We start from the raw sequence: 22,669 nt of genomic DNA on the forward strand, positions 1-22,669 counted from the left end.
GGATTCCTTTCGAGGAGGGCAGGGACCTGTAGAGCGACTGGAACACGTTCTACGTGGCGAGCATTACATACTCCCGGTATGGAGGGAAGGTGCCGCGCGTCACGTCTTGCCGCTTGTCTTGTCGCATACGAGAACGTGTTCTAGTTTTTCGTCATGGGTACTCCTGCGATCGTCGACGCCGTCCGCACTCCCCTCGGCAAGCGCAACGGCTGGCTCGCCGGCGTGCACCCCGCCGTCCTGCTCGGCTTCGTGCAGCGTCAGGTGCTCGAGCGCACCGGCGTCGACCCCGAACTCGTCGAGCAGGTCGTCGGCGGATGCGTGACCCAGGCCGGTGAGCAGTCCAACGGCATGGTGCGACGGGCCTGGTTGCACGCGGGCCTCCCCCAGCACACCGGGGGCACCTCGATCGACGCCCAGTGCGGCTCCGGGCAGCAGGCCGCGCACCTGGTCGCCGACATGGTGACCGCGGGCACGATCGACGTCGGGATCGCGTGCGGCGTCGAGGCCATGTCGCGCATCCCCCTGGGCGCCAACGTGCCGCAGGGCATGGGCGACCCGCGACCCGCCGACTGGACCATCGACATGCCCAACCAGTTCGAGGCCGCGGACCGGATCGCGGCCCACCGAGGTCTCACCCGCGCCGATCTCGAGCAGTGGGGCCTGGCCTCGCAGGAGAAGGCGCGCGTCGCCGTCGACGAGGGCCGGTTCAAGCGCGAGATCGTGGCCATCGAGGCACCCGTGCTCGACGGCGAGGGTCAGCCCACCGGCGAGACCCGTCTCGTCGACACCGACCAGGGTCTGCGGGACACGACCCTGGAGGGTCTGGCGTCGCTCAGGCCGGTGCTCGACGGCGGCCTGCACACCGCCGGCACGTCGTCCCAGATCTCGGACGGCGCGTCGGCCGTGCTCATCATGGACGAGGCGCTGGCGCTCTCGCTGGGCCTCGAGCCGCGCGCGCGGATCGTCAAGCAGGTGCTCGTCGGCTCCGACCCGTACTTCCACCTCGACGGCCCCGTCGACGCCACGCAGCGCATCCTCGACAAGACCGGCATGAGCATCTCCGACTTCGACCTCTTCGAGGTCAACGAGGCCTTCGCCTCCGTCGTGCTCTCGTGGGCCGGCCAGCACCAGGTCGACCTCGACAAGGTCAACGTCAACGGCGGCGCCATCGCCCTGGGCCATCCCGTCGGCTCCACGGGCACCCGCCTCATCACCACCGCCATCCACGAGCTCGAGCGCCGCGACGCCTCCACCGCCCTCGTCTCCATGTGCGCCGGCGGTGCCATGGCCACCGGCACCGTCCTCGAGCTGATGTAGCCCCGGGCGTACTTGCTGGCGCGGGGAGATTTGTCGGCGCCCCGATAAATCTCTGAGTGCCCCGATGTTGCTTTATCGGAGAACCCGCAGATTCATCGGCGCCCCGATGAATCCTGCGCGGCGACGCCTGTGGATAGCCGCTGCAGAGTTCCCGACTCTGCCTCAGGCTGCTGGCCATGATCGCGCATTTGGCCAACGACCTCGGGGTGGTCCTGCGGCGTCGCATGGTGGCTGCTGGCATCGGCGACCGCGCCATCGCCCAACTGAAGAGGCGCGGTGAGCTGGTGCCGCTCCGGCAGGGTGTGTACGCCCTCACCGGCGCGTGGGAGCGCGCCGGTGGGGCCGACCGTCACCTGATGTTGGCCTCCGGAGTGATGGGGATCTATGGAGACTCCGTCGCCTTGTCTCACCTCAGTGCGGCGTTGCACCTGGGCGCTCCGGATTGGCAGATCGACACCTCTCACGTGCATGTCACGGCCTTCAACGCAGTCGGCGAGCGCACCCAAGCCCTCGTGCACCACCATCAGGGGCGACTGCACGTCGATGACCTCACCCTGCGCGACGGCACGTGGACGACGTCGCCGGCTCGGACGGCGCTCGACACAGCCGCGATGCTTCCGCGCGATCCCGCGGTCGCGCTGCTGGATTGGTTCGTGGCTTCGGGGCACACCACCACCGACGAGTTGCTCCACTTTCTTCAGCGCCGTCTGCACTGGTCCGATCACCTGCACCTCGCCTACTGGCTCTCCCTGGTGCGACCCGGCGCTCAGTCCGTTGGGGAATCACGGCTCCACTTGCTGATCGGCGATGCCGGACTTCCCGCTCCAGAGCTCCAGATCGAGGTCCGCACCCACCGAGGCGCACTGCTCGGCTACGTCGATCAGGGGTGGCGAGACAGAGGAGTGCTGGTCGAGTTCGACGGGATGGAGAAGTACCACCGGTTCCGTCGTCCGGGTGAAACGATCGAAGGGATGGTGGTCCGAGAGAAGCTTCGGGAGGACGCCATCCGCGAAGCAACCGGCTGCACTCTGATCCGTGTGATCTGGCGCGACCTCGACGATCCTGCCTCACTGGTTCAGCGTCTGCGCCACGCGCTGTTCCGTGCCGCCTGAACCGATGCTCCAGTGAGAAAGTGCGGGTTCCCGGTCAATGCAACATCGGGGAGGTCGCAGATTTATCGGGGAACCGATGAACCTCCCCGGGCAGCGCCTCACACCCCGTACACGGGCTCGGGGGTGGGGGCTGACGCGAGGAGATCGCGGAGGGCGGGGCCGACGTCGGCGGCCTGCCAGCGAGCTCCGGCGTCGGCGGAAGGCCCGTGGGCCCAGCCGTTCTCGACGGTGATGGTCGAGCCGTCGATCTCGATCACCCGGCCGGTGACGTCACCGGCGTCGACGGAGGCGAGCCAGGCGACGACGGGTGAGTTGTCCTCGGGCAGCGCCATCTGAGAGGTGTCGAAGGCGCCCTCGGTCATGCGCGTCTTGGCCACCGGTGCGATCGCGTTGACGCGCACGCCGTACCGGCCCATCTCCTGCGCCGCCACGAGGGTCAGGCCGGCCACACCGGCCTTGGCAGCGGAGTAGGCCGACTGCCCGACCGAGCCCTGGAGCCCTGCGCCCGAGGAGGTGTTGATGACCCGCGCCTCTCGCTGTCGGCCCTCCTTGGCCTCGGCGCGCCAGTAGGCGCCCGCGTGCCGCAGCGGCGCCCAGTGCCCCTTGAGCAGCACCCGGATGACGGCGTCCCACTCCTCCTCGGAGGTGTTGACCAGCATCCGGTCGCGCACGAACCCGGCGTTGTTGACCAAGATGTCGAGCCCGCCGTAGACCTCGATCGCCTGGCGCACCATGGCCTCGGCCTGGGCGAAGTCGGCGACGTCGGCGGTGTTGACGCATGCGGTGCCACCGGCGGCCTCGATCTCGGCGACGACCTCCTCGGCCGGGGTCTCCCCCGTGCCCTCCCCGGCCAGTGAGACGCCGTGGTCGTTGACGACGACCTGGGCGCCGTGGCGGGCGAGCTCGAGTGCATGGGCGCGGCCGATGCCGCGGCCGGCTCCGGTGACGATCGCGATGCGACCCTCCAGCAGGGAAGACACGTGCGTTGCTCCTTCGTGGGGTAGCGGATCAGGAGATGTGCAAGAACACGGGCGGCTCGCCGCCGCCGTCGCAGGAGAGGCGCGCACCCGAGACGTAGGAGGCCAGGTCACTCGCCAGGAACGCCGCGACGTTGCCCACCTCGCGCGGGGTGGCCATCCGGCCGACCGGGATCGTGGCCTCGATCGCGGCCACCCGGGCGTCGTCGCCGTAGTGGTCGTCGGTCTGCTCGGTGCGGCACAGCCCGACGTCGATCGCGTTGACGCGCACCTTCGGACCCCACTCCATCGCCAGTGAGCGGGTGAGGGAGTCCAGGCCGGCCTTGGCCGCCGCGTAGGCCGCGATGGTCGGGGCGGGCCGGTGCGCCGAGATCGAGGAGATGTTGACGATCGCGCCGCCGCCGACCTGGGTCTGCATCACCGTGTTCGCGGCCTGCGCGAACAGCAGTGGAGCGGAGAGGTTGAGCGCCACGATCTTGTCGTGGAAGCGCGGCGAGGCCGTGGCCGCGTCGGTGGACGGCGCTCCCCCGGCGTTGTTGACGAGCACGTCGAGACGGCCGTGCTCCGACACGACGGCGTCGACCGTGGTCGCCACGGCTTCGGGGTCACGGACGTCGCACACCAGGTGGGTGGTGCCCGGCACCGGCTCGATCTCCGAGCGCGAACACGTCACGACGCTCGCGCCTGCCTCGATGAGTGCCTCGGTGATGCCGAGCCCGATGCCGCGGCCACCTCCGGTGACCAACGCGACGCGTCCGGCCAGATCCAGTGCGAGCGCCATGACTGCTACCCTACCAAGCACTTGCTTGGTCGAGCGAAAGAGAGCCCGATGCCCATCACCTCCGAGCTGCGCGACGACGGCGTCCGCGTCGTCACGATGGAGAACCCGCCGGTCAATGCACTCGCCGTGCAGGGCTGGTACGACCTCGCCGCCGCCCTCGACGAGGCCGCCGACGACCTGGCGACCAAGGTCGTGGTGCTCCGCGCCGAGGGGCGCGGCTTCAACGCCGGCGTCGACATCAAGGAGATGCAGCACACCACCGGCTTCGATGCCCTCATCGGCGCGAACAAGGGCTGCTACGCCGCGTTCAAGGCGGTCTATGAGTGTGCGGTCCCGGTGGTGGCGGCGGTCAACGGCTACTGCCTGGGCGGCGGCGTCGGGCTGGTGGGCAACGCCGACTGCATCGTGGCCAGCGACGACGCGTTCTTCGGCGTCCCCGAGGTCAATCAGGGCGCGCTCGGCGCGGCCACCCACATGGCGCGCCTCGTGCCGCCGCACATGCTGCGCACGCTCTACTTCACCGCGCGCACCATCAAGGCGACCGACCTCGTGCAGTTCGGCTCCGTGCTCGAGACCGTGCCGCAGGCCGAGCTGTTCGACGCCGCGCTGAAGGTGGCCGGCGAGATCGCCCTGAAGGACACCCGCGTCATCCGCGCCGCCAAGGAGGCGCTCAACGGCATCGACCCGGTCGACGTCAACAAGAGCTACCGCTTCGAGCAGGGGTTCACCTTCGAGCTGAACCTCCTGGGAGTGGCCGACGAGCTGCGCGACGACTTCGCCGGCACCGACAAGAGCAAGAGGGGCAGCAAGTGAAGGGACCACGCGACAAGCAGATGTCGATCGAGGCGGTCATCGACTCCCTCGAGGACGGCATGACCATCGGGATCGGCGGCTGGGGTCCGCGCCGCAAGCCGATGGCCCTCGTGCGGGCCCTCTACCGCTCCGACCTCGAGGACCTCACGCTGGTCAGCTGGGGCGGCGCCGATGTCGGCCTGCTCAGCCGCGCCGGCAAGGTGCGCAAGCTCGTCTACGCCTTCGTCTCCCTCGACTCCGTGCCGTTGGAGCCGAACTTCCAGCGCGCCCGCCAGACCGGGAGCATCCCCGAGGTCGTCGAGCTCGACGAGGGCATGTTCAACGCCGGTCTCCAGGCCGCGGCCCAGCGGCTGCCGTTCCTGCCGATGCGTGCCGGGCTCGGCTCCGACGTACTGGTCAACAATCCGTCGATCCAGACCGTCACCAGCCCGTACGACGAGGGCTTCGGCCACGAGGAGCTCGTCGCCGTCCCGGCCCTCAAGCTCGACGTCGCCCTCGTGCACCTCAACCGTGCCGACGCCCACGGCAACGCCACCTACCTCGGCCCGGACCCGTACTTCGACGACCTCTTCTGCATGGCCGCCGACCGCGCGTACCTCAGCTGCGAGCAGGTGGTCGACACCGCGGGTCTCACCTACGAGACGCCGGTCCAGCGGCTGCTGCTCAACCGGATGATGGTCACCGGGGTCGTCGAGACGCCGCACGGCGCCCACTTCACGACGTGCACACCCGACTACGAGCGCGACGAGCCCTTCCAGCGGGCCTATGCGAAGGCGGCCTCGGGCACCGACGAGGACTGGCAGGCCTTCCACGACCGCTTCCTGGCCGGCGACGAGGCGAGCTACCAGGCCGCCGTCCAGGCCTTCGCCGAGGAGAACCAGCGATGACCGAGCCCAGCACCATCACGAGAGCCGACGTCTGCGCGGCTGCCATCGCCGACGCCTTCGCGGACGACGGCGAGATCTTCGCCAGCCCGATGGGGCTGCTGCCCATGCTGGGCGTGCGCCTGGCCCGACTCACCTCGAACCCCGACCTGGTGCTCTCCGACGGCGAGGCGCTGTTCCTGGCCGGCGTGCCGCCACTGTTCGCGAAGGCCGACAAGGTCGAGGGATGGATCCCCTTCCGCAAGGTGTTCGACGTCGTGGCCTACGGAAAGCGGCACGTGATGATGGGCGCCACGCAGATCGACGCGCACGGCAACCAGAACATCTCGGCCATCGGCGACTTCTCCCAGCCCACGCGGCAACTGCTCGGCTCGCGCGGCGCTCCGGGCAACACGGTCAACAACCGCACGTCGTACTGGGTGCCCAGGCACTCTCCTCGCGTGTTCGTCGAGGCCGTCGACATCGTCTCGGGCGTCGGCCCCCAGCGCGCCGAGCAGGCGGGCCCGGCCGCGTCACGCTTCAACGACATCCACAGGGTGGTCTCGAACCTGGCGGTTTTCGACGTCACCGGCCCCGACCACACGCTGCGGCTGCTCTCGGTGCACCCGGGCGTCACGGTGCCAGAGGTGCGCGAGGCGAGCGGCTGCGGCTTCCACGTCGAGGGCTCGGACGCCGACGTGCCCACCACCCGTGAGCCGTCGATGGAGGAGCTGGTCATCATCCGCGAGGTGCTCGACCCCCAGGGTCTGCGCTTCAAGGAGGTTCCCCGGCCAGAGAAGGAGCAGCAGTGATCGAGCAGCGCATCCGCACCCCGTTCACCGACCTGGTCGGGGTGCGGCACCCCGTCGTGCAGACCGGCATGGGCTGGGTCTCCGGCGCCCGGCTGACCTCGGCCACCGCCAACGCCGGCGGCCTGGGCATCCTGGCCAGCGCCACGATGGACTTCGCCCAGCTCGAGCAGGCGGTCATCGAGGTCAAGGGCCGCACCGACCAGCCCTTCGGCGTCAACATGCGCGCCGACGCCGGCGATGCGGGCAAGCGCGTCGACCTGCTCATCGAGCACGGCGTGAAGGTGGCGAGCTTCGCCCTCCAGCCCAAGCAGGAGCTGGTCGCCAAGCTCAAGGACGCCGGCATCGTGGTCATGCCCTCGATCGGTGCCGCCAAGCACGCGGTCAAGGTGGCGGGATGGGGCGCGGACGCCGTGATGGTGCAGGGCGGCGAGGGCGGCGGCCACACCGGCCCGGTGCCCACGACTCTGCTGCTGCCGAGCGTGCTCGATGCGCTCCGAGGCATCGGCAGCACCATGCCCGTCGTCGCGGCCGGTGGCTTCTTCGACGGCCGCGGCCTGGCCGCGGCGCTCTCCTACGGCGCCGCGGGGGTCGGCATGGGTACGCGCTTCCTGCTCACCGCCGACTCCGCCGTGCCGGACGCCGTCAAGCAGCTCTACCTCGCCCGCAGCCTCACCGACACCGTCGTGACCGCCAAGGTCGACGGCATGCCGCACCGCATGCTGCGCACCGACCTGGTCGCCGAGCTCGAGGAGTCCAGCGCACTCAAGCGGCTCGGCCCCACCACGCGCCGCACGCTGGAGTTCAAGCGCGAGTCCGGCATGAGCTGGCTCGACCTGGCCAAGGACGGCCGCTCCATGAAGAGGGCCTCGGGTCGCTCGCTGGGCCAGATGGCGCTGGCCGCCAACACCCCGCAGATGCTCAAGGCCGGGCTCGTGGACGGCGACACGACGGCCGGCGTCCTGGCGTCGGGTCAGGTCGTGGGCCTGCTCGACGACCTCCCGACCTGCGAGCAGCTGATCGACCGGGTCGTCACGGAGGCGGCCGACGTGCTGAACCGGAGCGCTACCTACCTGGTCTGAACTACTGCTTCTGGCCGGCGACGTACCCCGAGGGCACGGCCCACTCGCCGTCGTGGCTCAGCAGTTGTTGCCAGATGTCGTACTCGGGTGCGTAGTGCTCGCGCAGGCGCGCCCTCGTGGCCTCGGTGAGTTCCGGCTCGGCGCGTGAGGTCGACCAGTTCTTGGTCACCATCTCGACCTCACGCCCCAGCGCGCGGTCGATGTAGCCCTGCCAGGCGTCCGGTCGCTCGAGAGCGAAGATGCGGTCGACCCCGATCGTGAAGGAGTCGTCGAGGGAGACGAACCGCGCCTCGCGTCCGCTGATGCCGCCAGGCCGACCCTCGACGTGATCGATCGCGAACTCCTCGAACGAGGTGTCGCCGGTCCACTTGCCGTCGGCCTTGTCCTTCAAGGCCGGGCGCTGGCGGTAGCGCCACCACGACTCCAGCCACGCCACCGGCTCACGAAAGAGCGTCACCAACTCGTAGTCGGCGCGCCGGTAGCCGGCGTTCGCGAGTACGGGTGCCATCTTGTTCGTGAAGGTGCGGCAGTTCATGTGCTTGAGCTTCGGGTTGATCCGCATGAGGATCTCCGCCTCGCCCTTGAGCGTGGTGACCAACGTCGTCGAGGCGCACTTGGGCATCGAGAGCATCACGAAGCCGTGCGCGGGGAGGGCCATCACGGCCTCGAACCTACCTGCTGCGCACCGCGCGACGGCGCCGCCGCCCCGGGTATCCGAGACGACGGCGCCGTGCGGTGCTGCAGGTCGAGCAGTGCTCAGCTCAGCGTGAGCGCGGTGTCGTCGATGACGAAGTTCGTGGCGGCCGAGGAGTCCTCGGCGCCGGTGAACCCGATGGTCACCGTCTGACCGGCGTAGCTGGAGAGGTTGAACGACTTCTGCACGAACCCGGTGTTCTTGTTCAGGTTCGAGTAGGTCGCCAGCGTGGTGTTGCCGACCTTCACCGTGAGCTTGTCGTAGGCGGTGGAGGTGGTCGTCTCCGCCGTGTCGATGTGCACGTAGAAGGTCAGCGTGGCCGAGCAGCCGGTGGGGATGGCCACCGACTGGGTCAGCGTGTCGGTGTGGGTCGTGCCGTAGCCGTCGAGCCACGCCTTGTAGGAACCCGTGCGGGCCGCCTCACCGGAGTCGGTGGTGATGACACCGGACGACGCGCTCCACGTGGTGTTGCCGGACTCGAATCCGGGGTTCCCCAGCTTGTTGCCCGAGCAACTGGTGCCACCCGTGCCGCCCCCGCCCGTGGTGCCGCCGCACGTCGGGTCACCGGACTGCGCGGGCACGCTCACGGCGTCCCAGGCAGCCTTGACCGCGTTGAACTCGGTGCAGCTGTTCGGGTAGAGGTTCTTGGCCGCGGTGAGGGTCCAGGTGCGGTACTTCAGGTAGGACGAGCTCGAGGTCTTCATGAGCATCGCGTTGTACATGATCGTCATGGCCTTCTGGATGCCGATGCCGCTCAGTGTGGTGCTGTTGCACGTGGGGCTGGTCGGCTGGCCGTCGGTCGGGTTGGTGCCCTCGGCGAGCAGGTAGAACCAGTGGTTGCCGGGCCCGGCCGCGGCGTGCACCTCGGCAGTCGGGGTGGAGGAGGAGTAGCAGTTGCTGTCGCCGGCCAGCGAGGGCTTGTACATGTAGCGGATCGGGCCGCTGCCGACCAGGTCGACCTGCTCGCCGACCGTGTAGTCGGGCTTGTCGGTGGCGTTGTTGGCGTACCACTCGGTCCCGGCACCGAAGGTGTCGGCCACGAACTCCTGGGTGCCGTTGCCCGAGATGCCACCCGGCGTGTGGTCGTCGATGCCGTGGCCGAACTCGTGGGCCACCACGTCGATGGAGCCGATCCAGCGACCGCCGGACTGGCTGTGGCCGACCTGCACCTGGGTGCCGTCGTAGTAGGCGTTCACGTCGTTGAGCCCGACGCGGATCGGCACCCAGCCGCCGCTGCCGTCCATGCCGCTGCGACCCAGCCAGCTGCTGAGCATCTTGCGCTCCTGCTCGGCGGCGTAGAACGCGTCGACGCAGCCGGTCTCCTTGGAGGTGGCCGAGCCGTTGCCCCACGTGTCGGTCGACTTGGTGAGCGTGGTGTTGGTCGAGGCGTCCTGGCAGACCAGGCTCGAGGCGTTGGAGTTCTTCATCTGGTAGCCGGAGCCACCCGTGGACGTCGGGATGGTGACGGTGCCCGCGTAGGCCGAGCTTCCCGTGCCCTCCATGACGTGCTCCTGGGTGCGCACCACCTTGCCGGTCACGGCGTCGACGTCGACGGTGAGCCGAGACGCCTCACCGTCGCGCACACCGCGGACCGTCGTTTCCCACGCCAGGTGCGAGCCGCCCTGCTGCACGACGACCAGGCGGGTGGGCGAGTCGTAGGAGCCGGAGCTCACCTGCTTGCGGGCGGTCCGTCGTCCGACCGCCTTCGCGAGCTGCGGCTGCACGCTCGCGAGCTTGACGGCCTGACCCTGGGCGACGCTCGTGTCGACCACGGTGCCGGCGTCGTCGGTGACGACGACGAAGTCGCCGCCGACCACGGGCAGGCCGCGATAGGTGCGCTGGTAGGGCACGTAGGTCAGGCCGTGCGAGGTGACCGCCTTGGCGGCGGTGAAGCCGTCGTGCTTCGAGGCGTGCAACAGGGTGGGGCGCTGGGCGACCAGGTCGCGGGCGGCGGCGATGCCGTGGGCGCGGGCATTGGTCCGGTCGGCCCCGACAGCCTGCTTGGTCGGTGCGGCGTCGGGGTGCCGGGTCGAGGCGGTCGCGCTGCCGGCCGTGGCCATCGCGGCCAGGGCCATGGACGGAACGAGGGCAGCGCTCAGCGCCCCCGCGAGGAGTCGGTTCACGGGTTGTGCTCCTGGGGTGTAGGGGATGGTGCGGGCGCCGGCCCGATCGGGGTCGTGGCGCTCGGACCCGCGCTGGCCGGCGACATCGGCGGCCACTACCGGGGGAGGTACGTGGCGGGGTAACCAGGAATCTCGTGCAGGAAGGTTTGCCGGGTCAACCGAATCCATGTGCAGATACCTGCACTGCACAAAGGTGAGGAAACGATTCTTCCGGTTCGAGCGTCTCGTTCACGTGCTCGGTCGACGGCTCAGCCCATCGTCTTCTGCCCGTCGATGCTCTCGCGGATGATGTCGGCGTGGCCGGCGTGCTGTGCGATCTCGGCCACGAGGTGCCCAAACACCCGGCGCGCCGACCAGCTGGTGCCCGGCTCGAACCAGGGTGCGCTCGGCAGGGCCTGGCGTGACCCGAGATCGGCGGTGCGCACGAGCGCGTCCGTGGCTGCGGCGGCGCGCTCGTAGTCTGCGACGATGGCGGCCAGGTTCTCGCCGTCCGCCATCTGGAACTGCGCGAGGTACGCCAGCACGGGGCTCGGTGGGTTCGACCAGTCGACCTCGGCCCAGTCGACGTCGTCGCTCCAGGCGCCGTCGACCACGAAGCCCGACCACTGACGCTCGCCCGCCGCCAGGTGCTTGAGGATGCCACCGAGGCACAGGGCGCTGGCCGTGGGCGTCGCTGCGGCCTGCTCGTCGTTCAGGCCCTGGACGGTCTGGAGCAGAAGGCCGCGGTGCTGGGCCAGCAGATCGAGCAGGTCGGCGCGCTCGTCGGCCTGCGGGTCGTCGTTGTCTGGGCTCGCGTTCTCGATCGTGGTCATGCCAGCACCCTAGGGGCCCATCAGGTCAGGTTCGTTCCGCTTTCGATCACGGCATCGACCCCTCGCGAGACGATTCGCGACCCCTCGCGGGACGATTCGCGACCCCTCGCGGGACGATTCGCGACCCCTCGCGGGGCTCAGAGGCGCTCGATGATGGTCACGTTGGCCTGACCGCCGCCCTCGCACATGGTCTGGAGGGCGTAGCGGCCGCCGGTGCGCTCGAGCTCGTTCACCATCGTGGTCATCAGTCGGGCGCCGGTGGCACCGATGGGGTGACCCAGGGCGATCCCGCCGCCGTTGACGTTCACGCGGGCATGCGGGGCGCCGGTCTCCTTCATCCACGCCAGCACGACGGAGGCGAAGGCCTCGTTGCACTCGAAGAGGTCGATGTCGTCGATGGAGAGGCCGGTCTGGGCCAGGGCGTGCTTCGTGGCCGGGATGGGTCCGGTGAGCATCCAGACGGGGTCGTCGCCGCGCACCGAGAGGTGATGGATGCGAGCGCGAGGGGTCAGCCCGTGGTCGGCGACGGCCTGCTCCGAGGCGATGAGGAGGGCGGCGGATCCGTCGCAGATCTGCGAGGCGACCCCGGCCGTGATGCGTCCCCCCGGGGCGAGCGGGTCGAGGCCGGCCATCTTCTCCAGCGAGGTCTCACGCGGGCACTGGTCGACCTCGAACAGACCGTCGGCGGTCTCGACGGGCTCGATCTCACCGGCGAACCGCCCCTCGGCGGTCGCGGCACGAGCCCGTTCGTGGGAGGCCAGGGCGAAGGACTCCATGTCCTCGCGGCTGATGTCCCACTTCTCGGCGATCATCTCGGCGGAGTTGAACTGGCTGACCTCGACGTCGCCGTAGCGCGCCGTCCAGCCGGGCGACTCCGCGAACGGTGTGGTGAAGCCGTACTCCTGGCCGACGAGCATGGCGGCCGAGATCGGGATGGCCGACATGTTCTGCACTCCCCCGGCCACCACGAGATCCTGGGTGCCCGACATGACCCCCTGGGCGGCGAAGTGCACGGCCTGCTGCGACGAGCCGCATTGACGGTCGATCGTGACCCCTGGTACGTGATCGGGCAGCCCGGCCACGAGCCAGGCCGTGCGGGCGACGTCGCCGGCCTGGGAGCCGATGGTGTCGCAACAGCCGAGGATCACGTCGTCCACGGCCCCCGGGTCGACGCCGGTGCGACGCATCAGCGCGGCGAGCGAATGACCCGCGAGGTCGGCGGAGTGCATCGAGGCGAGGGCGCCGCGGCGCTTGCCGACCGGCGTGCGGACGGCGTCGATGAGGTAGGCCTCAGGCATGGGCTATCCCGTCTAGGAGGATGGTCAGGTACTGGTCGGCGACGTCGGCGATGGAGTGCGGGCCGCCCGGGCGATACCAGGCGACGGCCACCCACACGGTGTCGCGGATGAACCGGTAGGTCAGGGTGATGTCGAGGTCGGTGCGCAGAACTCCGGCGTCGACGCCCTCGGCGAGGAGGGTCAGCCAGATCTCGCGGGACTGCCGGTTCCGCTCGGCGAGGTAGGCGAACCGCTCGAAGGAGCCGAGGTAGGCGGCCTCGTTCTGGAAGATCGCCACCTCGTCGGCGTGCCGGTCGATCGCGTCGAAGGAGACCCGGACGGCGCGCTCGAGCTTCGCGCGCGGGTCGAGGGCGGAGCCGAGGATCTCGTCGTAGGTCGAGAACAGCTCGTCTTGGAAGCTGCGCAGGAGCTCGTCGACCATCGCCTCCTTGGAGTCGACGTGGTGGTAGAGGCTGCCGGAGAGGATGCCGGCCTCGTCGGCGATGTCGCGCACCGTGGTGTTGCGGTAGCCCTTGGTCGCGAACAGCCGCGCGGCGATCCGCAGGATCTCCGATCGTCTGGTGGGGGCGGATTCGGCGGTCATGGCACCACTCTCATGCCTGCTGGCTGGAGACGGCGACGACCTCGCCGGTCATGTAGCTGGTGTAGTCGCTGGCCAGCATCACCATCACGTTGGCGACCTCCCACGGCTCGGCGGCGCGACCGAAGGCCTCGCGCTGCTTGAGCTCGGCGAGCAGTTCGTCGGAAGTCACCTTGGCGAGGAAGGGGTGCATCGCCAGGCTGGGGCTCACGGCGTTGACGCGGATGCCGTGCGGCGCGAGATCGATGGCCGAGCACCGGGTCAGGGCCATCACGCCGGCCTTGGCCGCTGCGTAGTGGGCCTGACCCTCCTGGGCGCGCCAGCCGATGACGGAGGCGTTGTTGATGATCACGCCCTGGCGGCCGCCCGCGGCCATCCTGCGTCCGGCGGCCCGCACGCAGCGGAAGGTGCCGGTGAGGGTGATGTCGAGCACCCTGCCCCACTGCTCGTCGGTCATGTCCAGCACGCTGGCGGTGCCACCGAGCCCGGCGTTGTTGATCATCACGTCGACCCCGCCGAACTCCTCGGCCGCGTCGAGCAGTGCGGTGACCTGCTCCTCGTCGGTGACGTCGCAGACGAGCTGACGCACCCGGTCGGCGCCGAACTCGCCCGCCAGCGCCTCCTGGGCCTCGGCCAGACGCCGGGCGTGGGTATCGGAGAAGACGACGGCCTGGCAGCCCTCCTCCAGAACCCGGCGCACGGCGGCGGCGCCGATGCCGGCACCGGCCGCGGCAGTGACGACGACGACCTTGCCGGCCAGCAGGTCGTGGCCCGGCACGTAGTCGGGGGCGGGCTGCTCGGGTCGGTGCGTGCTCATCCACGGGCCTCTCTGGGAAGACCGAGCACCCGCTCGGCCAGGATGTTCTTCTGGACCTCGTCGCTGCCGCCGTAGATCGAGTCGGCCCGCGCGAAGAGGAAGATGCGTTGCAGCTCGTCGAGCTCGTAAGGCGCCCCGGCGGCCAGGAGACCGTCGGCGCCGAGCACCTGCATGGCGACCTCGCCGAGGCGCTTGTGCCAGGCGGCCCAGACGAGCTTGAAGATGGAGCCGGCTCCCCCGCCGGCCGCGGAGTCCTCGCCCCCGGTGACGGCCGACAGCCCGCGCAGACCCTGGTGGCGCATGACGGTGAGCTCGACGGCCAGGTCGGCCAACCGGTCGCGGACGACGGGGTCGTCGATGGCGCCGTTGGCGCGAGCCCGCTCGCAGACGAGCGCAAGCTCGCGGGCGAAGCCGACCACCTGGCCGAGTGTCGAGACGCCGCGCTCGAGACCGAGCAGACCCATCGCCACGCCCCAACCGCGACCGGGCTCGCCGACCACGAGGTGGGCGTCCGTGGTGGCACCGGAGAAGAACACCTCGTTGAACTCCGAGCCGCCCGTGAGTTGCTCGATGGGGCGCACGTCGACACCCTCCTGCGCCAGCGGCACCAGCAGGAACGAGAGCCCGTGGTGGCGTTGCGAACCTGCCTCGGTGCGGGCGACGACGAAGCACCACTGGGAGAAGTGGGCGTTCGAGGTCCAGACCTTCTGACCGTCGATCACCCACCGGGAGCCGTCCTCGGTCAGACGCGCCTTGGTCTGCACGCTCGCCAGGTCCGAGCCCGCGTTCGGCTCGGAGTAGCCCTGCGCCCACAGCTCCTCGACGTTGCGGATAGCGGGGAGGAAGCGCTGCTGCTGCTCGGGGGTGCCGAAGGCGATGAGGGTGGGGCCGAGCAGTTGCTCACCGAGGTGGTTGACCGTCGCGGGGGCGTCGGCGCGGGCGTACTCCTCACCGAACACGACCTGCTGCCAGAGGCTCAGGCCCCTGCCCCCGTGCTCGGTGGGCCAGCCGACGCAGGTCCAGCCCTCGCGGGCGAGGTAGCGGTTCCACTCCAGGCGCTCGTCGAGCGCCTCGTGATCGCGGCCGGGACCGCCGAGGCCGCGCAGCGGCGCCCACTCCCCGGCCAGGGAGTCTTCGAGGAAGGTGCGCACCTCGGCACGGAACGCCTCGTCGGCTGGGGAGTAGCTCAAGTCCACGAGTGTTACCCTACCAAGCACTTGCTTGGTTCAGGTCCGACGGCGGGAGAGGTACGCGTGGCAGCACCGCAGACGATTCCCGAGGCACTGCGTCGTGCCGCGGAGACGTTCGGCGACCGGCCGGCCTACATCGAGGGCGATCGCACCGTCACCTACACCGAGCTGCTCGACCGCGTGGAGCGCACGGCCGAGGTGTTCATCAACAACGGCGCCTGCTGCGGAGACCGGATCGTGCTGTGGGGCCCCAACAGCATCGACTGGGCCGTCACGGCGCTGGCCGTCACCGTGGCCGGGGGCGTACTCGTGCCGGTCAACTCCCGCTACGTCGGGCACGAGGTCGCCGACGTCGTGCGGCGCACCGGCGCCGCGGCCGTCGTCGTGCACGACGGCTTCCTGGGCCGCGACCAGCTGGCCGAGCTGCGCGAGGCGGGCGTCGAGCAGACCCCTTCCTCCACCCCGCGACTGCTCTCGTCCCTGCGAGACGTCGTCGCCGCCGCCGATCGATGTGAGGGCCAGGCGCACGACGGTTCTCTCGGCCCCGACTCCGTGGCCGACATCCTCTTCACCTCCGGCACCACCGGTCGCTCCAAGGGCGCGATGTCGAGCCACGCCCAGACCCTGGGCGCGGCGGCGGCGTGGGCCGAGCTCGGCGGCGTGCGGGCCGACGACCGCTACCTCGTCGTCAACCCGTTCTTCCACTCCTTCGGCTACAAGATCGGCATCATCGTCGGCCTGCTCACCGGCGCCACGCTCTACCCGGTGGCGACCTTCGACGTGGCCGAGACGATGCGGCTCATCGAGCGGGAGCGGATCACGGTCTTCCCCGGGGCGCCCACGCTGTACCAGTCGATGATCAGCTCACCCGACCGCGCCGGCATCGACCTCTCGTCCCTGCGCCTGGCGGTCACCGGCGCCGCCGTGGTGCCGGTCGTGCTCATCGAACGCATGCGGGCCGCCGCCCCCGAGGGGCTCGACATCGACCAGGTCGTCACCGCCTTCGGCATGACCGAGGCGGTCGTGGTCACGATGTGCCGCGAGGGCGACTCCGCCGAGACGGTGGCTGGCACCTGCGGGCGGGCCATCCCCGGCATGGAGACCCGCATCGACGCCCCCCAGAGATCGGGCGACGGGTCGAACGAGGGCGAGCTACTGGTGCGCGGCGAGTTCGTGATGCAGGGCTACCTCGACGACCCCGAGGCCACCGCGCAGGCGATCGACGCCGACGGCTGGCTGCACACCGGCGACGTCGGCCGGCTCGACGCCCGGGGCAACCTGACCATCACCGACCGAGTCAAGGACATGTACATCTGCGGCGGCTTCAACGTCTACCCCGCCGAGATCGAGCAGGCCTTGGCACGACTCGACGGCGTCGCCGACGTGGCCGTGATCGGGGTACCCGACGAGCGGATGGGCGAGGTCGGCGCGGCCTACGTCGTCCGTTCCCCCGGTGCGACCGGCGAGGCGCTCGACGAGAGCGCCGTGCGTGCCTTCGCCCAGGAGAGGCTGGCGAACTTCAAGGTGCCGCGTGCCGTGCGCTTCGTCGAGGCGCTGCCCCGCAACCTCGGCGGCAAGGTGCTCAAGACCGACCTGCGCGAGCAGTGGAACTAAGAGGAAGAACCCGTGGATCTCACCCTGACCGAGGCCGAGCAGGCCTTCCGCGACGAGGCGCGCGCCTGGCTGGCCGAGCACGTGCCTGCCGAACCGCTGCCCTCGATGGACACCGAGGCCGGCTGGGCGGCCCATCGGGCGTGGGAGAAGGAGCTCTCCGACGCCCGCTGGTCGGTGGTGTCGTGGCCGCGGGAGTTCCACGGCCGCGAGGCGTCGCTCATCGAGTGGGTCGTCTTCGAGGAGGAGTACTACCGCGCCGGCGCGCCGGGCCGAGTGAGCCAGAACGGCATCTTCCTGCTCGCGCCGATCGTCTTCGAGCACGGCACCCCGGAGCAGCAGCAGCGCTGGCTGCCGACCATGGCGACCGGCGAGAGGATCTGGGCGCAGTGCTGGTCCGAGCCCGAGGCCGGCTCCGACCTCGCCTCGCTGCGCTCGACCGCACGACGCGACGACGACCGCGGCGGCTGGGTGCTCAACGGACAGAAGACCTGGAGCTCGCGGGCCGCGATGGCGCACTGGGGGTTCGGGCTGTTCCGCTCCGACCCCGAGGCGGCCCGCCACGCCGGACTCACCTACTTCTGCTTTCCCCTCGATGCCGAGGGCATCACCGTGCGCCCCATCGCGCAGCTCGACGGCGAGGCTGGGTTCGCGGAGGTCTTCTTCGAAGACGTCTTCGTGCCGGACGCCGACGTGCTCGGCGCGCCCGGCGACGGGTGGCGCGTGGCGATGAGCACCGCCGGCAACGAGCGTGGCCTCTCGTTGCGCTCCCCCGGCCGGTTCTGCGCGGCCGCCGACCGGCTCATCGACCTGCACGGCCACGGCGCGAGAGGTCGGGTGACCGATGACGTCGTCGACGCCTGGGTCCGGGCTCAGGCCTACCGCCTCTACACCTGGGGCACCGTGACCCGACTGGCCTCCGGCGGCGACATGGGGGCCGCCGGCTCGGTGAACAAGGTGTGGTGGAGCGAGCTCGACATCGCCCTGCACGAGACCGCCCTCGACCTGCTGGGCCCGGCCGCCGAGGTCGAGTCGCCCTGGCTGGACGGCTACACGTTCTCGCTCTCGGGCCCGATCTACGCGGGCACCAACGAGATCCAGCGCAACATCGTGGCCGAGCGCGTGCTCGGTCTGCCCAAGGAGCCGAAGGGAGCGGGCAAGTGAGGTTCGAGCTCGACAGCGACCAGCGCGACTTCGCCGCCGCTCTGGAGTCCCTGCTCGCCGGTGCCGACACCGTGGCCGCGGCGCGCGGCTGGGCCGCTGGCGAGCACGAAGCGGGCCTGAAGCTATGGGACCGCCTCGGTGAGCTGGGCGTGCTCTCGCTGGCCACCGACGCCTCTCCGGTCGAGGTGGCGATCGCGTTCGAGGCGCTGGGCCGGCACGCCGTGCCCGGGCCGTGGGTGGAGTCCGCGGCGTACCTGCCCGTGGCCCTCGGCCGCGAGATCGAAGGCGTCGCCACGGTCGCCGTCTCGCCGCACGTGCCGTACGCGCTGGACGCCGACGTGGCCGAGCGGGTCTACGTGGGGTCGTCGCCGGTCGCATCGGTGGGCGAGATGGCGACCTCGGTCGACCGCACCCGGCGCCTCTTCGCCGTCGAGGGTGAGGGCGAACCGGATCGGGCCGCCTTCGACCTCGCCGTGCTGGCCACCTCGGCCCAGCTGCTCGGGGCCGGCGAGCGGGTGTTGGCCGACTCGGTCGAGTACGTCAAGCAGCGCACCCAGTTCGGGCGTGCGATCGGCTCCTACCAGGCCATCAAGCACCAGCTGGCCGACGTACGGATCGCGCTCGACTTCGCCAGGCCGCTCGTCTTCGGCGCGGCCCTGGGCGAGATCGACGTCTCGGCGGCCAAGGTCGCCGCAGGCGACGCCGCCTACCTGGCCTCCCGGGTCGGGCTCCAGGTGCACGGCGCGATCGGCTACACCGCCGAGTTCGACCTCTCGGTCTGGATCACCAAGATCCGGGCGCTGGTCACCGCGTGGGGCACCCCCGACTTCCACCGCGCCCGCCTCGCCCAGCAGTTGGGGCTGGACTGATGGAGTTCGCGCTCTCGGAGGAGCAGGCCGAGCTCGCTGCCACGATCCGCTCGCTGCTCGAGAAGCGCGCCGACTCCGCGGCCGTCCGGGCGGCGTCCACCTCGGACGATGGCTACGACCCCGAGTTGTGGCAGACGCTGTGCGAGCAGATCGGCGTCGCCGCCCTCGCGGTGCCCGAGGATCTCGACGGCGTCGGTGCCACGCTCATGGAGTCGATGGTCGTGCTCGAGGAGCTCGGTCGATCCCTCGCCCCCTCGCCCCTGCTCGCCTCGATCGTGACCGCCGAGGCCGTGCTCGCCGGAGCGGACGACGAGGCCAAGGCCCGGCTGCTCCCCCGACTCGCGAGGGGTGAGATCGGCGCCTTCGCCGTGCTCGACGCGGACGGCGCCGCGAGCGGCGTGCTCGACGTCGACCGCGCGGCGGTCCTCGTCGTGGCCGCCGACGAGGATCTCTACGAGGTCGACCCCGCATCGGCCGAGAGGGACTGGCAGCCCTCGATGGACCAGTCGGTGCGACTGGGCTCGCTGAGAGCCGACGTCGCGTCGGCCACCCGCATCGGTGTCGCCGGGCCCGCCGTGGAGCGGGCATCGCTGGTCGGTGCCGCCGGCGCCGCGGCCCTCGCGGTGGGCTGCGCCGCCCGCGGTGTGGACATGACGGTCGGCTACAGCAAGGAGCGCGTGCAGTTCGGCCGCCCGATCGGCTCGTTCCAGGCCCTCAAGCACCGGATGGCCGAGATGCTGGTGCTGGTCGAGATGGCGCGCTCGGCCTCGTGGGCAGCCTCGTACGCACTCTCCTCGGGCTCACCGCAAGCGGCCCAGCTGGTGCACGTGGCGAAGGCCTACGCCAGTGACGCGCTGGCGAGGATCGCCGCCGAGACCGTGCAGTTGCACGGTGGCATCGCCATCACCTGGGAGCACGACGCGCACCTGGTCTTCAAACGCGCGCACGCGCTGGGGCAGCTGTTCGGCGACGCGACCTCGCACCGAGCGCTCGTCGAGCTGCCCTGAGCGACCGGTCGATTTCGCGGCCCCGACTCAGACCGGGTCGGTGGAGCGGTACGTGCCGCGGAAGAACAGCAGCGGGTCGGCGGCGTCGTCGCCCACGGCGAGGTGCTCGACCCGGCCGATGACGACGAAGTGGTCGCCGGCCTCGTAGGCGGCGTGGATCCGACAATCGAGGTGGGCCAGGGTGCCCTTGAGCACCGGTGACCCGGTGACCTGCGCCGGCTCCCAGTCGACGCCGGCGAACTTGTCGGCGCCCTTGCTGGCCATCTGGTTCGAGAGGTCGGCCTGGCCTGAGGCGAGGATGTTGGCGCAGAAGGCTCCGGCCCGCTGGATCAGCGGCCAGGCGCGGGAGGTCTTCGCGGGGATGAACATCACCAGCGGCGGCTCGAGGCTGACGCTGGAGAAGGACTGGCAGGTCATCCCGACCGGTTCGCCGCCACTCAGGGTGGTGATGACCGTGATGCCGGACGCGAACTGGCTCAGCGTGTCGCGGAAGCGCCGTGCGCGCGCCAGGGCCTCGGGGTCGTCGGCGTCGATGACCACGTCGTCGCCAGGCCCCAGCTGCACGTCGTACATGGAGTCGCCGAGCCAGGACTCGATGAGCTCGGGGCTCGGCCAGGTCTCGCGGGCGTCGTCCCTCATGCCACCCGGGATCTCGGACCGATCCGTCATTCAGCTTCCTCCGGAGAAGTCGTGCCCCCAGTACGAGACGGCGGTCGACTCGCGCGCCACCCAGCTGCCGTCGTCGACCCGCAGGCCGTCGGTGCCGAACTCGACGTCGAACCCGGCCGGTGACCTGACGTAGAAGGAGACCATCTCGTCGTTCATGTGGCGTCCGAGTGTGGCAGACAGCTTCGCGCCGTGCTTGCGCACCCTCTCCAGAGCTCGGCCCACGTCGTCGAGGTCGGTGACCTCGAGCATGATGTGCACGCACTTGCTCGGGTTCGGCATCGGCAGGAAGGCCAAGGAGTGGTGGCGCGGGTTGACGCCGAGGAAGCGCAGCCAGATCTTCGAGCCGGGCTCCTTGCCCACGAACTCACCGGGCATCGACATCGAGTCGCGCAGCCGGAAGCCGAGCACGTCGGCGTAGAAGCGCAGCGCCTCGACGTCGTCGCTCACCGGGAGCACCACGTGGCCCATGCCCTGGTCACCCGTGACGAACTGCGCGCCGTAGGGCGGCACCACGGGTCGGGACTCGTAGCTGATGCCGTGGAAGACCTCGAAGACGTTGTCGAACGGGTCGCTGAACCGCACGAGCTCCTGCACGCGGCGCTCGTCGATCTCGTCGCGGGTGCCCTCCTCGAAGTCCACGCCGGCCTTCTGGAGGTGCTCGCGCACCTCCTGGAGCGCCTTGTGGTCGGCGACCTCCCAACCCACGCACGTGAGCTGGTCGACCTCACCGGGCACCACCACGAGCCGCGCCGAGACCTGGTCGATGCGGTAGTAGAGGTTGCCCTCGGTGGGCCCACGGGTCTCGGCGAGCCCGAGCACCTTGCCCGCGAACGTGCGCCACTGGTCGAGGTCGGTGCTCGACACGCGCACGTACCCCATGGACTTCAGGTCCATCAGTACATCCCGGGGTCGATCTTGTGGCCGAACTCGAGCGCGCCGTACATCTGGAGGGCCCGCTCGGGGTCGTTCGCGGCGTGCACGCGACCCGCGTGGGCGTCGCGCCAGGCGCGCTGGAGGTAGGTGCCGTTGGCCAGGGCTCGACCGCCGGAGGCCTCGAACAGCGCGTCGATGGCGTCGATGGCGCGCTGGGAGCCGAGCACCTGGTCGCGGCGGACCTTCAGACGCGTCTTGAGCGGGATCTTCTCGCCCTTGGCGACGTAGTCCTGCTCCTCGCGGATGTTGGCCACGAGCAGCGCCCAGGCGGCATCGATCTCGCTGGAGGCCTTGGCGATGCGCACCGCCGCGAACGGGTCGAGGCTGGCCTTCTCCCCGAGGTAGGCGGCACGGGTGCGCTTCTGCTGCATCTCGACGTGCTCGTCGTAGGCGCCCATCGCCAAACCGATGATCGGGGTGGTGATGGTGTTGGTGAAGATCGAGTGGAAGGGCAGCTTGTAGAGGTCGGAGGTGTTCTGCTCCTGACCGGGGCCCTTGCACTGGCCGGTCTGCCCCATCGAGAGCGTGAAGGCCTCGGGCACGAAGACGTCGTCGACGATGATGTCGTTCGAGCCCGTGCCGGCCAGGCCGACCATGTGCCACACGTCGACGATCGTGTAGTCGCTGCGCGGCAACATGAAGGTCTTGAAGTCGACGACGTTGCCCTCGCCGTCGAAGACCAGGCCGCCGAGGAGCACCCATGAGCAGTGATCACAGCCGGAGGAGAAGCTCCACTTCCCGCTGAGCTGGTAGCCGCCCTCGACCACGGTCGCCTTGCCGGTGGGACTGTAGGAGGACGACAGCCGGACGTTGGTGTCCTCGCCCCAGACCGCCTGCTGCGCCTCGTCGGCGAAGAGCGCGACCTGCCAGGGGTGCACGCCCACCACGCTGGAGACCCAGCCCGTGGAGCCGCAGGCCGAGGAGATCAGGCGCACCGAGGTGTAGAAGTCGATGGGGTCGGACTCGTACCCGTCGAAGCGCCGGGGTTGGAGCAGCTTGAAGTGCCCGGCCTCCTCGAGCTCCTTGATGTTCGCCTCGGGCACGACCCGTAGCCGCTCGGTCTCCTCGGCGCGCTCGCGCAGGCCCGGCAGCAGGTCGCGCACATTGTCGAGAACAGCCTGGGACATCGCTCTCTCCTCATTCCGTCG

General features: G+C 70.2%; 22 protein-coding genes. 10 read left to right on the plus strand and 12 right to left on the minus strand.

Annotated features, from left to right (window positions below; translation table 11 throughout):
* Positions 1-153 precede the first annotated feature (153 nt).
* Together ISG29_RS10275 and ISG29_RS10280 are read left to right on the plus strand one after the other, a co-directional pair.
* A complete protein-coding gene (locus ISG29_RS10275) occupies positions 154-1,317 on the plus strand; it encodes a steroid 3-ketoacyl-CoA thiolase (RefSeq protein WP_194503336.1) in 1,164 nt (387 codons plus the stop codon).
* A gap of 176 nt (positions 1,318-1,493) precedes the next feature.
* Positions 1,494-2,429: a type IV toxin-antitoxin system AbiEi family antitoxin domain-containing protein gene (locus ISG29_RS10280; RefSeq protein WP_194503337.1), complete on the plus strand. Its 936-nt coding sequence runs from the start codon at positions 1,494-1,496 to the stop codon at positions 2,427-2,429.
* A 98-nt stretch (positions 2,430-2,527) separates the two neighbouring features.
* Here the strand turns inward: ISG29_RS10280 and ISG29_RS10285 are convergent, their stop codons facing one another.
* The gene (locus ISG29_RS10285) at positions 2,528-3,409 is read right to left on the minus strand and encodes an SDR family oxidoreductase (RefSeq protein ID WP_194503338.1); all 882 of its coding nucleotides are present in this window, start codon (positions 3,407-3,409) and stop codon (positions 2,528-2,530) included.
* Between the two features lie 28 nt (positions 3,410-3,437).
* Entirely contained in the window at positions 3,438-4,187 is a 750-nt protein-coding gene (locus ISG29_RS10290) for an SDR family oxidoreductase (RefSeq protein ID WP_194503339.1), read from the minus strand.
* A 48-nt stretch (positions 4,188-4,235) separates the two neighbouring features.
* Between ISG29_RS10290 and ISG29_RS10295 the strand changes: the two genes are divergently transcribed.
* The 4 genes from ISG29_RS10295 to ISG29_RS10310 are packed head-to-tail and all read left to right on the plus strand — an operon-like array spanning position 4,236 to position 7,754.
* Positions 4,236-5,000 carry an enoyl-CoA hydratase family protein gene (locus ISG29_RS10295; RefSeq protein ID WP_194503340.1) on the plus strand — a complete coding sequence of 255 codons (765 nt, stop codon included), beginning with the start codon at positions 4,236-4,238 and terminating at the stop codon, positions 4,998-5,000.
* The gene (locus tag ISG29_RS10300; protein WP_328828719.1) at positions 4,997-5,887 is read left to right on the plus strand and encodes a CoA transferase subunit A; all 891 of its coding nucleotides are present in this window, start codon (positions 4,997-4,999) and stop codon (positions 5,885-5,887) included. Before ISG29_RS10295 ends, ISG29_RS10300 begins: the two co-directional genes overlap by 4 nt.
* Complete coding sequence (locus ISG29_RS10305; RefSeq protein ID WP_194503341.1) at positions 5,884-6,675, plus strand: CoA-transferase subunit beta; 792 nt, start codon at positions 5,884-5,886, stop codon at positions 6,673-6,675. The genes ISG29_RS10300 and ISG29_RS10305 overlap by 4 nt, the downstream gene beginning before the upstream one ends.
* On the plus strand, positions 6,672-7,754 hold the full coding sequence (locus tag ISG29_RS10310; protein ID WP_194503342.1) for an NAD(P)H-dependent flavin oxidoreductase: 1,083 nt from the start codon (positions 6,672-6,674) through the stop codon (positions 7,752-7,754). Before ISG29_RS10305 ends, ISG29_RS10310 begins: the two co-directional genes overlap by 4 nt.
* Before the next feature lies 1 nt (position 7,755).
* Here the strand turns inward: ISG29_RS10310 and ISG29_RS10315 are convergent, their stop codons facing one another.
* The 7 genes from ISG29_RS10315 to ISG29_RS10345 form a co-directional block, all read right to left on the minus strand.
* A complete protein-coding gene (locus ISG29_RS10315; protein ID WP_194503343.1) occupies positions 7,756-8,415 on the minus strand; it encodes a sulfotransferase family protein in 660 nt (219 codons plus the stop codon).
* Positions 8,416-8,510: 95 nt separating this feature from the next.
* A complete protein-coding gene (locus ISG29_RS10320) occupies positions 8,511-10,571 on the minus strand; it encodes a M4 family metallopeptidase (RefSeq protein WP_328828721.1) in 2,061 nt (686 codons plus the stop codon).
* 248 nt (positions 10,572-10,819) lie between these two features.
* Positions 10,820-11,383, minus strand: a complete 564-nt coding sequence (locus tag ISG29_RS10325) for a DinB family protein (protein WP_194503344.1) — start codon at positions 11,381-11,383, stop codon at positions 10,820-10,822.
* 137 nt (positions 11,384-11,520) lie between these two features.
* Positions 11,521-12,681 (minus strand): acetyl-CoA C-acetyltransferase, encoded by a 1,161-nt coding sequence (locus ISG29_RS10330; RefSeq protein ID WP_194503345.1) that lies wholly within the window; start codon positions 12,679-12,681, stop codon positions 11,521-11,523.
* Positions 12,674-13,264 (minus strand): TetR/AcrR family transcriptional regulator, encoded by a 591-nt coding sequence (locus ISG29_RS10335; protein WP_194503346.1) that lies wholly within the window; start codon positions 13,262-13,264, stop codon positions 12,674-12,676. The genes ISG29_RS10330 and ISG29_RS10335 overlap by 8 nt, the downstream gene beginning before the upstream one ends.
* 10 nt (positions 13,265-13,274) lie before the next feature.
* A complete protein-coding gene (locus tag ISG29_RS10340) occupies positions 13,275-14,078 on the minus strand; it encodes an SDR family oxidoreductase (RefSeq protein WP_194503347.1) in 804 nt (267 codons plus the stop codon).
* A complete protein-coding gene (locus ISG29_RS10345) occupies positions 14,075-15,274 on the minus strand; it encodes an acyl-CoA dehydrogenase family protein (protein WP_194503348.1) in 1,200 nt (399 codons plus the stop codon). The genes ISG29_RS10340 and ISG29_RS10345 overlap by 4 nt, the downstream gene beginning before the upstream one ends.
* Positions 15,275-15,331: 57 nt before the next feature.
* Here ISG29_RS10345 and ISG29_RS10350 point away from each other — a divergent pair, with 57 nt between their 5' ends.
* Genes ISG29_RS10350 through ISG29_RS10365 form a run of 4 tightly spaced genes read left to right on the plus strand, consistent with a single transcriptional unit; the run spans position 15,332 to position 19,919 of the window.
* On the plus strand, positions 15,332-16,882 hold the full coding sequence (locus ISG29_RS10350; protein WP_194503349.1) for a FadD3 family acyl-CoA ligase: 1,551 nt from the start codon (positions 15,332-15,334) through the stop codon (positions 16,880-16,882).
* A gap of 12 nt (positions 16,883-16,894) precedes the next feature.
* Positions 16,895-18,043 carry an acyl-CoA dehydrogenase family protein gene (locus ISG29_RS10355; RefSeq protein WP_194503350.1) on the plus strand — a complete coding sequence of 383 codons (1,149 nt, stop codon included), beginning with the start codon at positions 16,895-16,897 and terminating at the stop codon, positions 18,041-18,043.
* Entirely contained in the window at positions 18,040-18,912 is an 873-nt protein-coding gene (locus ISG29_RS10360) for an acyl-CoA dehydrogenase family protein (RefSeq protein ID WP_194503351.1), read from the plus strand. The genes ISG29_RS10355 and ISG29_RS10360 overlap by 4 nt, the downstream gene beginning before the upstream one ends.
* A complete protein-coding gene (locus ISG29_RS10365; RefSeq protein ID WP_194503352.1) occupies positions 18,912-19,919 on the plus strand; it encodes an acyl-CoA dehydrogenase family protein in 1,008 nt (335 codons plus the stop codon). Before ISG29_RS10360 ends, ISG29_RS10365 begins: the two co-directional genes overlap by 1 nt.
* A 27-nt stretch (positions 19,920-19,946) precedes the next feature.
* On the opposite strand, the gene ISG29_RS10370 is transcribed toward ISG29_RS10365, so the two are convergent.
* The 3 genes from ISG29_RS10370 to hsaA are packed head-to-tail and all read right to left on the minus strand — an operon-like array spanning position 19,947 to position 22,648.
* Positions 19,947-20,588 (minus strand): flavin reductase family protein, encoded by a 642-nt coding sequence (locus ISG29_RS10370; protein ID WP_235959212.1) that lies wholly within the window; start codon positions 20,586-20,588, stop codon positions 19,947-19,949.
* Positions 20,589-21,482, minus strand: coding sequence for an iron-dependent extradiol dioxygenase HsaC (hsaC, locus tag ISG29_RS10375; protein ID WP_194503353.1), 894 nt, complete (start codon positions 21,480-21,482; stop codon positions 20,589-20,591).
* The gene (gene hsaA, locus ISG29_RS10380) at positions 21,482-22,648 is read right to left on the minus strand and encodes a 3-hydroxy-9,10-secoandrosta-1,3,5(10)-triene-9,17-dione monooxygenase oxygenase subunit (RefSeq protein ID WP_194503354.1); all 1,167 of its coding nucleotides are present in this window, start codon (positions 22,646-22,648) and stop codon (positions 21,482-21,484) included. Before hsaA ends, hsaC begins: the two co-directional genes overlap by 1 nt.
* Between the last annotated feature and the right edge of the window lie 21 nt (positions 22,649-22,669).

The sequence above is a fragment of the Nocardioides acrostichi genome (assembly GCF_015319165.1).
GTDB lineage: Bacteria > Actinomycetota > Actinomycetes > Propionibacteriales > Nocardioidaceae > Nocardioides > Nocardioides acrostichi.

What these genes read in the sequence shown, in the direction of transcription:
- ISG29_RS10305 (WP_194503341.1), top strand. Translation starts at nt 5,884, where the DNA reads ATGACCGAGCCCAGCACCATCACGAGAGCCGACGTCTGCGCGGCTGCC.
- ISG29_RS10280 (WP_194503337.1), top strand. Translation starts at nt 1,494, where the DNA reads ATGATCGCGCATTTGGCCAACGACCTCGGGGTGGTCCTGCGGCGTCGC.
- ISG29_RS10325 (WP_194503344.1), bottom strand. Translation starts at nt 11,383, where the DNA reads ATGACCACGATCGAGAACGCGAGCCCAGACAACGACGACCCGCAGGCC.
- ISG29_RS10365 (WP_194503352.1), top strand. Translation starts at nt 18,912, where the DNA reads ATGGAGTTCGCGCTCTCGGAGGAGCAGGCCGAGCTCGCTGCCACGATC.
- hsaC (WP_194503353.1), bottom strand. Translation starts at nt 21,482, where the DNA reads ATGGACCTGAAGTCCATGGGGTACGTGCGCGTGTCGAGCACCGACCTC.
- ISG29_RS10335 (WP_194503346.1), bottom strand. Translation starts at nt 13,264, where the DNA reads ATGACCGCCGAATCCGCCCCCACCAGACGATCGGAGATCCTGCGGATC.
- ISG29_RS10370 (WP_235959212.1), bottom strand. Translation starts at nt 20,588, where the DNA reads ATGACGGATCGGTCCGAGATCCCGGGTGGCATGAGGGACGACGCCCGC.
- ISG29_RS10295 (WP_194503340.1), top strand. Translation starts at nt 4,236, where the DNA reads ATGCCCATCACCTCCGAGCTGCGCGACGACGGCGTCCGCGTCGTCACG.
- hsaA (WP_194503354.1), bottom strand. Translation starts at nt 22,648, where the DNA reads ATGTCCCAGGCTGTTCTCGACAATGTGCGCGACCTGCTGCCGGGCCTG.
- ISG29_RS10290 (WP_194503339.1), bottom strand. Translation starts at nt 4,187, where the DNA reads ATGGCGCTCGCACTGGATCTGGCCGGACGCGTCGCGTTGGTCACCGGA.
- ISG29_RS10330 (WP_194503345.1), bottom strand. Translation starts at nt 12,681, where the DNA reads ATGCCTGAGGCCTACCTCATCGACGCCGTCCGCACGCCGGTCGGCAAG.
- ISG29_RS10340 (WP_194503347.1), bottom strand. Translation starts at nt 14,078, where the DNA reads ATGAGCACGCACCGACCCGAGCAGCCCGCCCCCGACTACGTGCCGGGC.
- ISG29_RS10275 (WP_194503336.1), top strand. Translation starts at nt 154, where the DNA reads ATGGGTACTCCTGCGATCGTCGACGCCGTCCGCACTCCCCTCGGCAAG.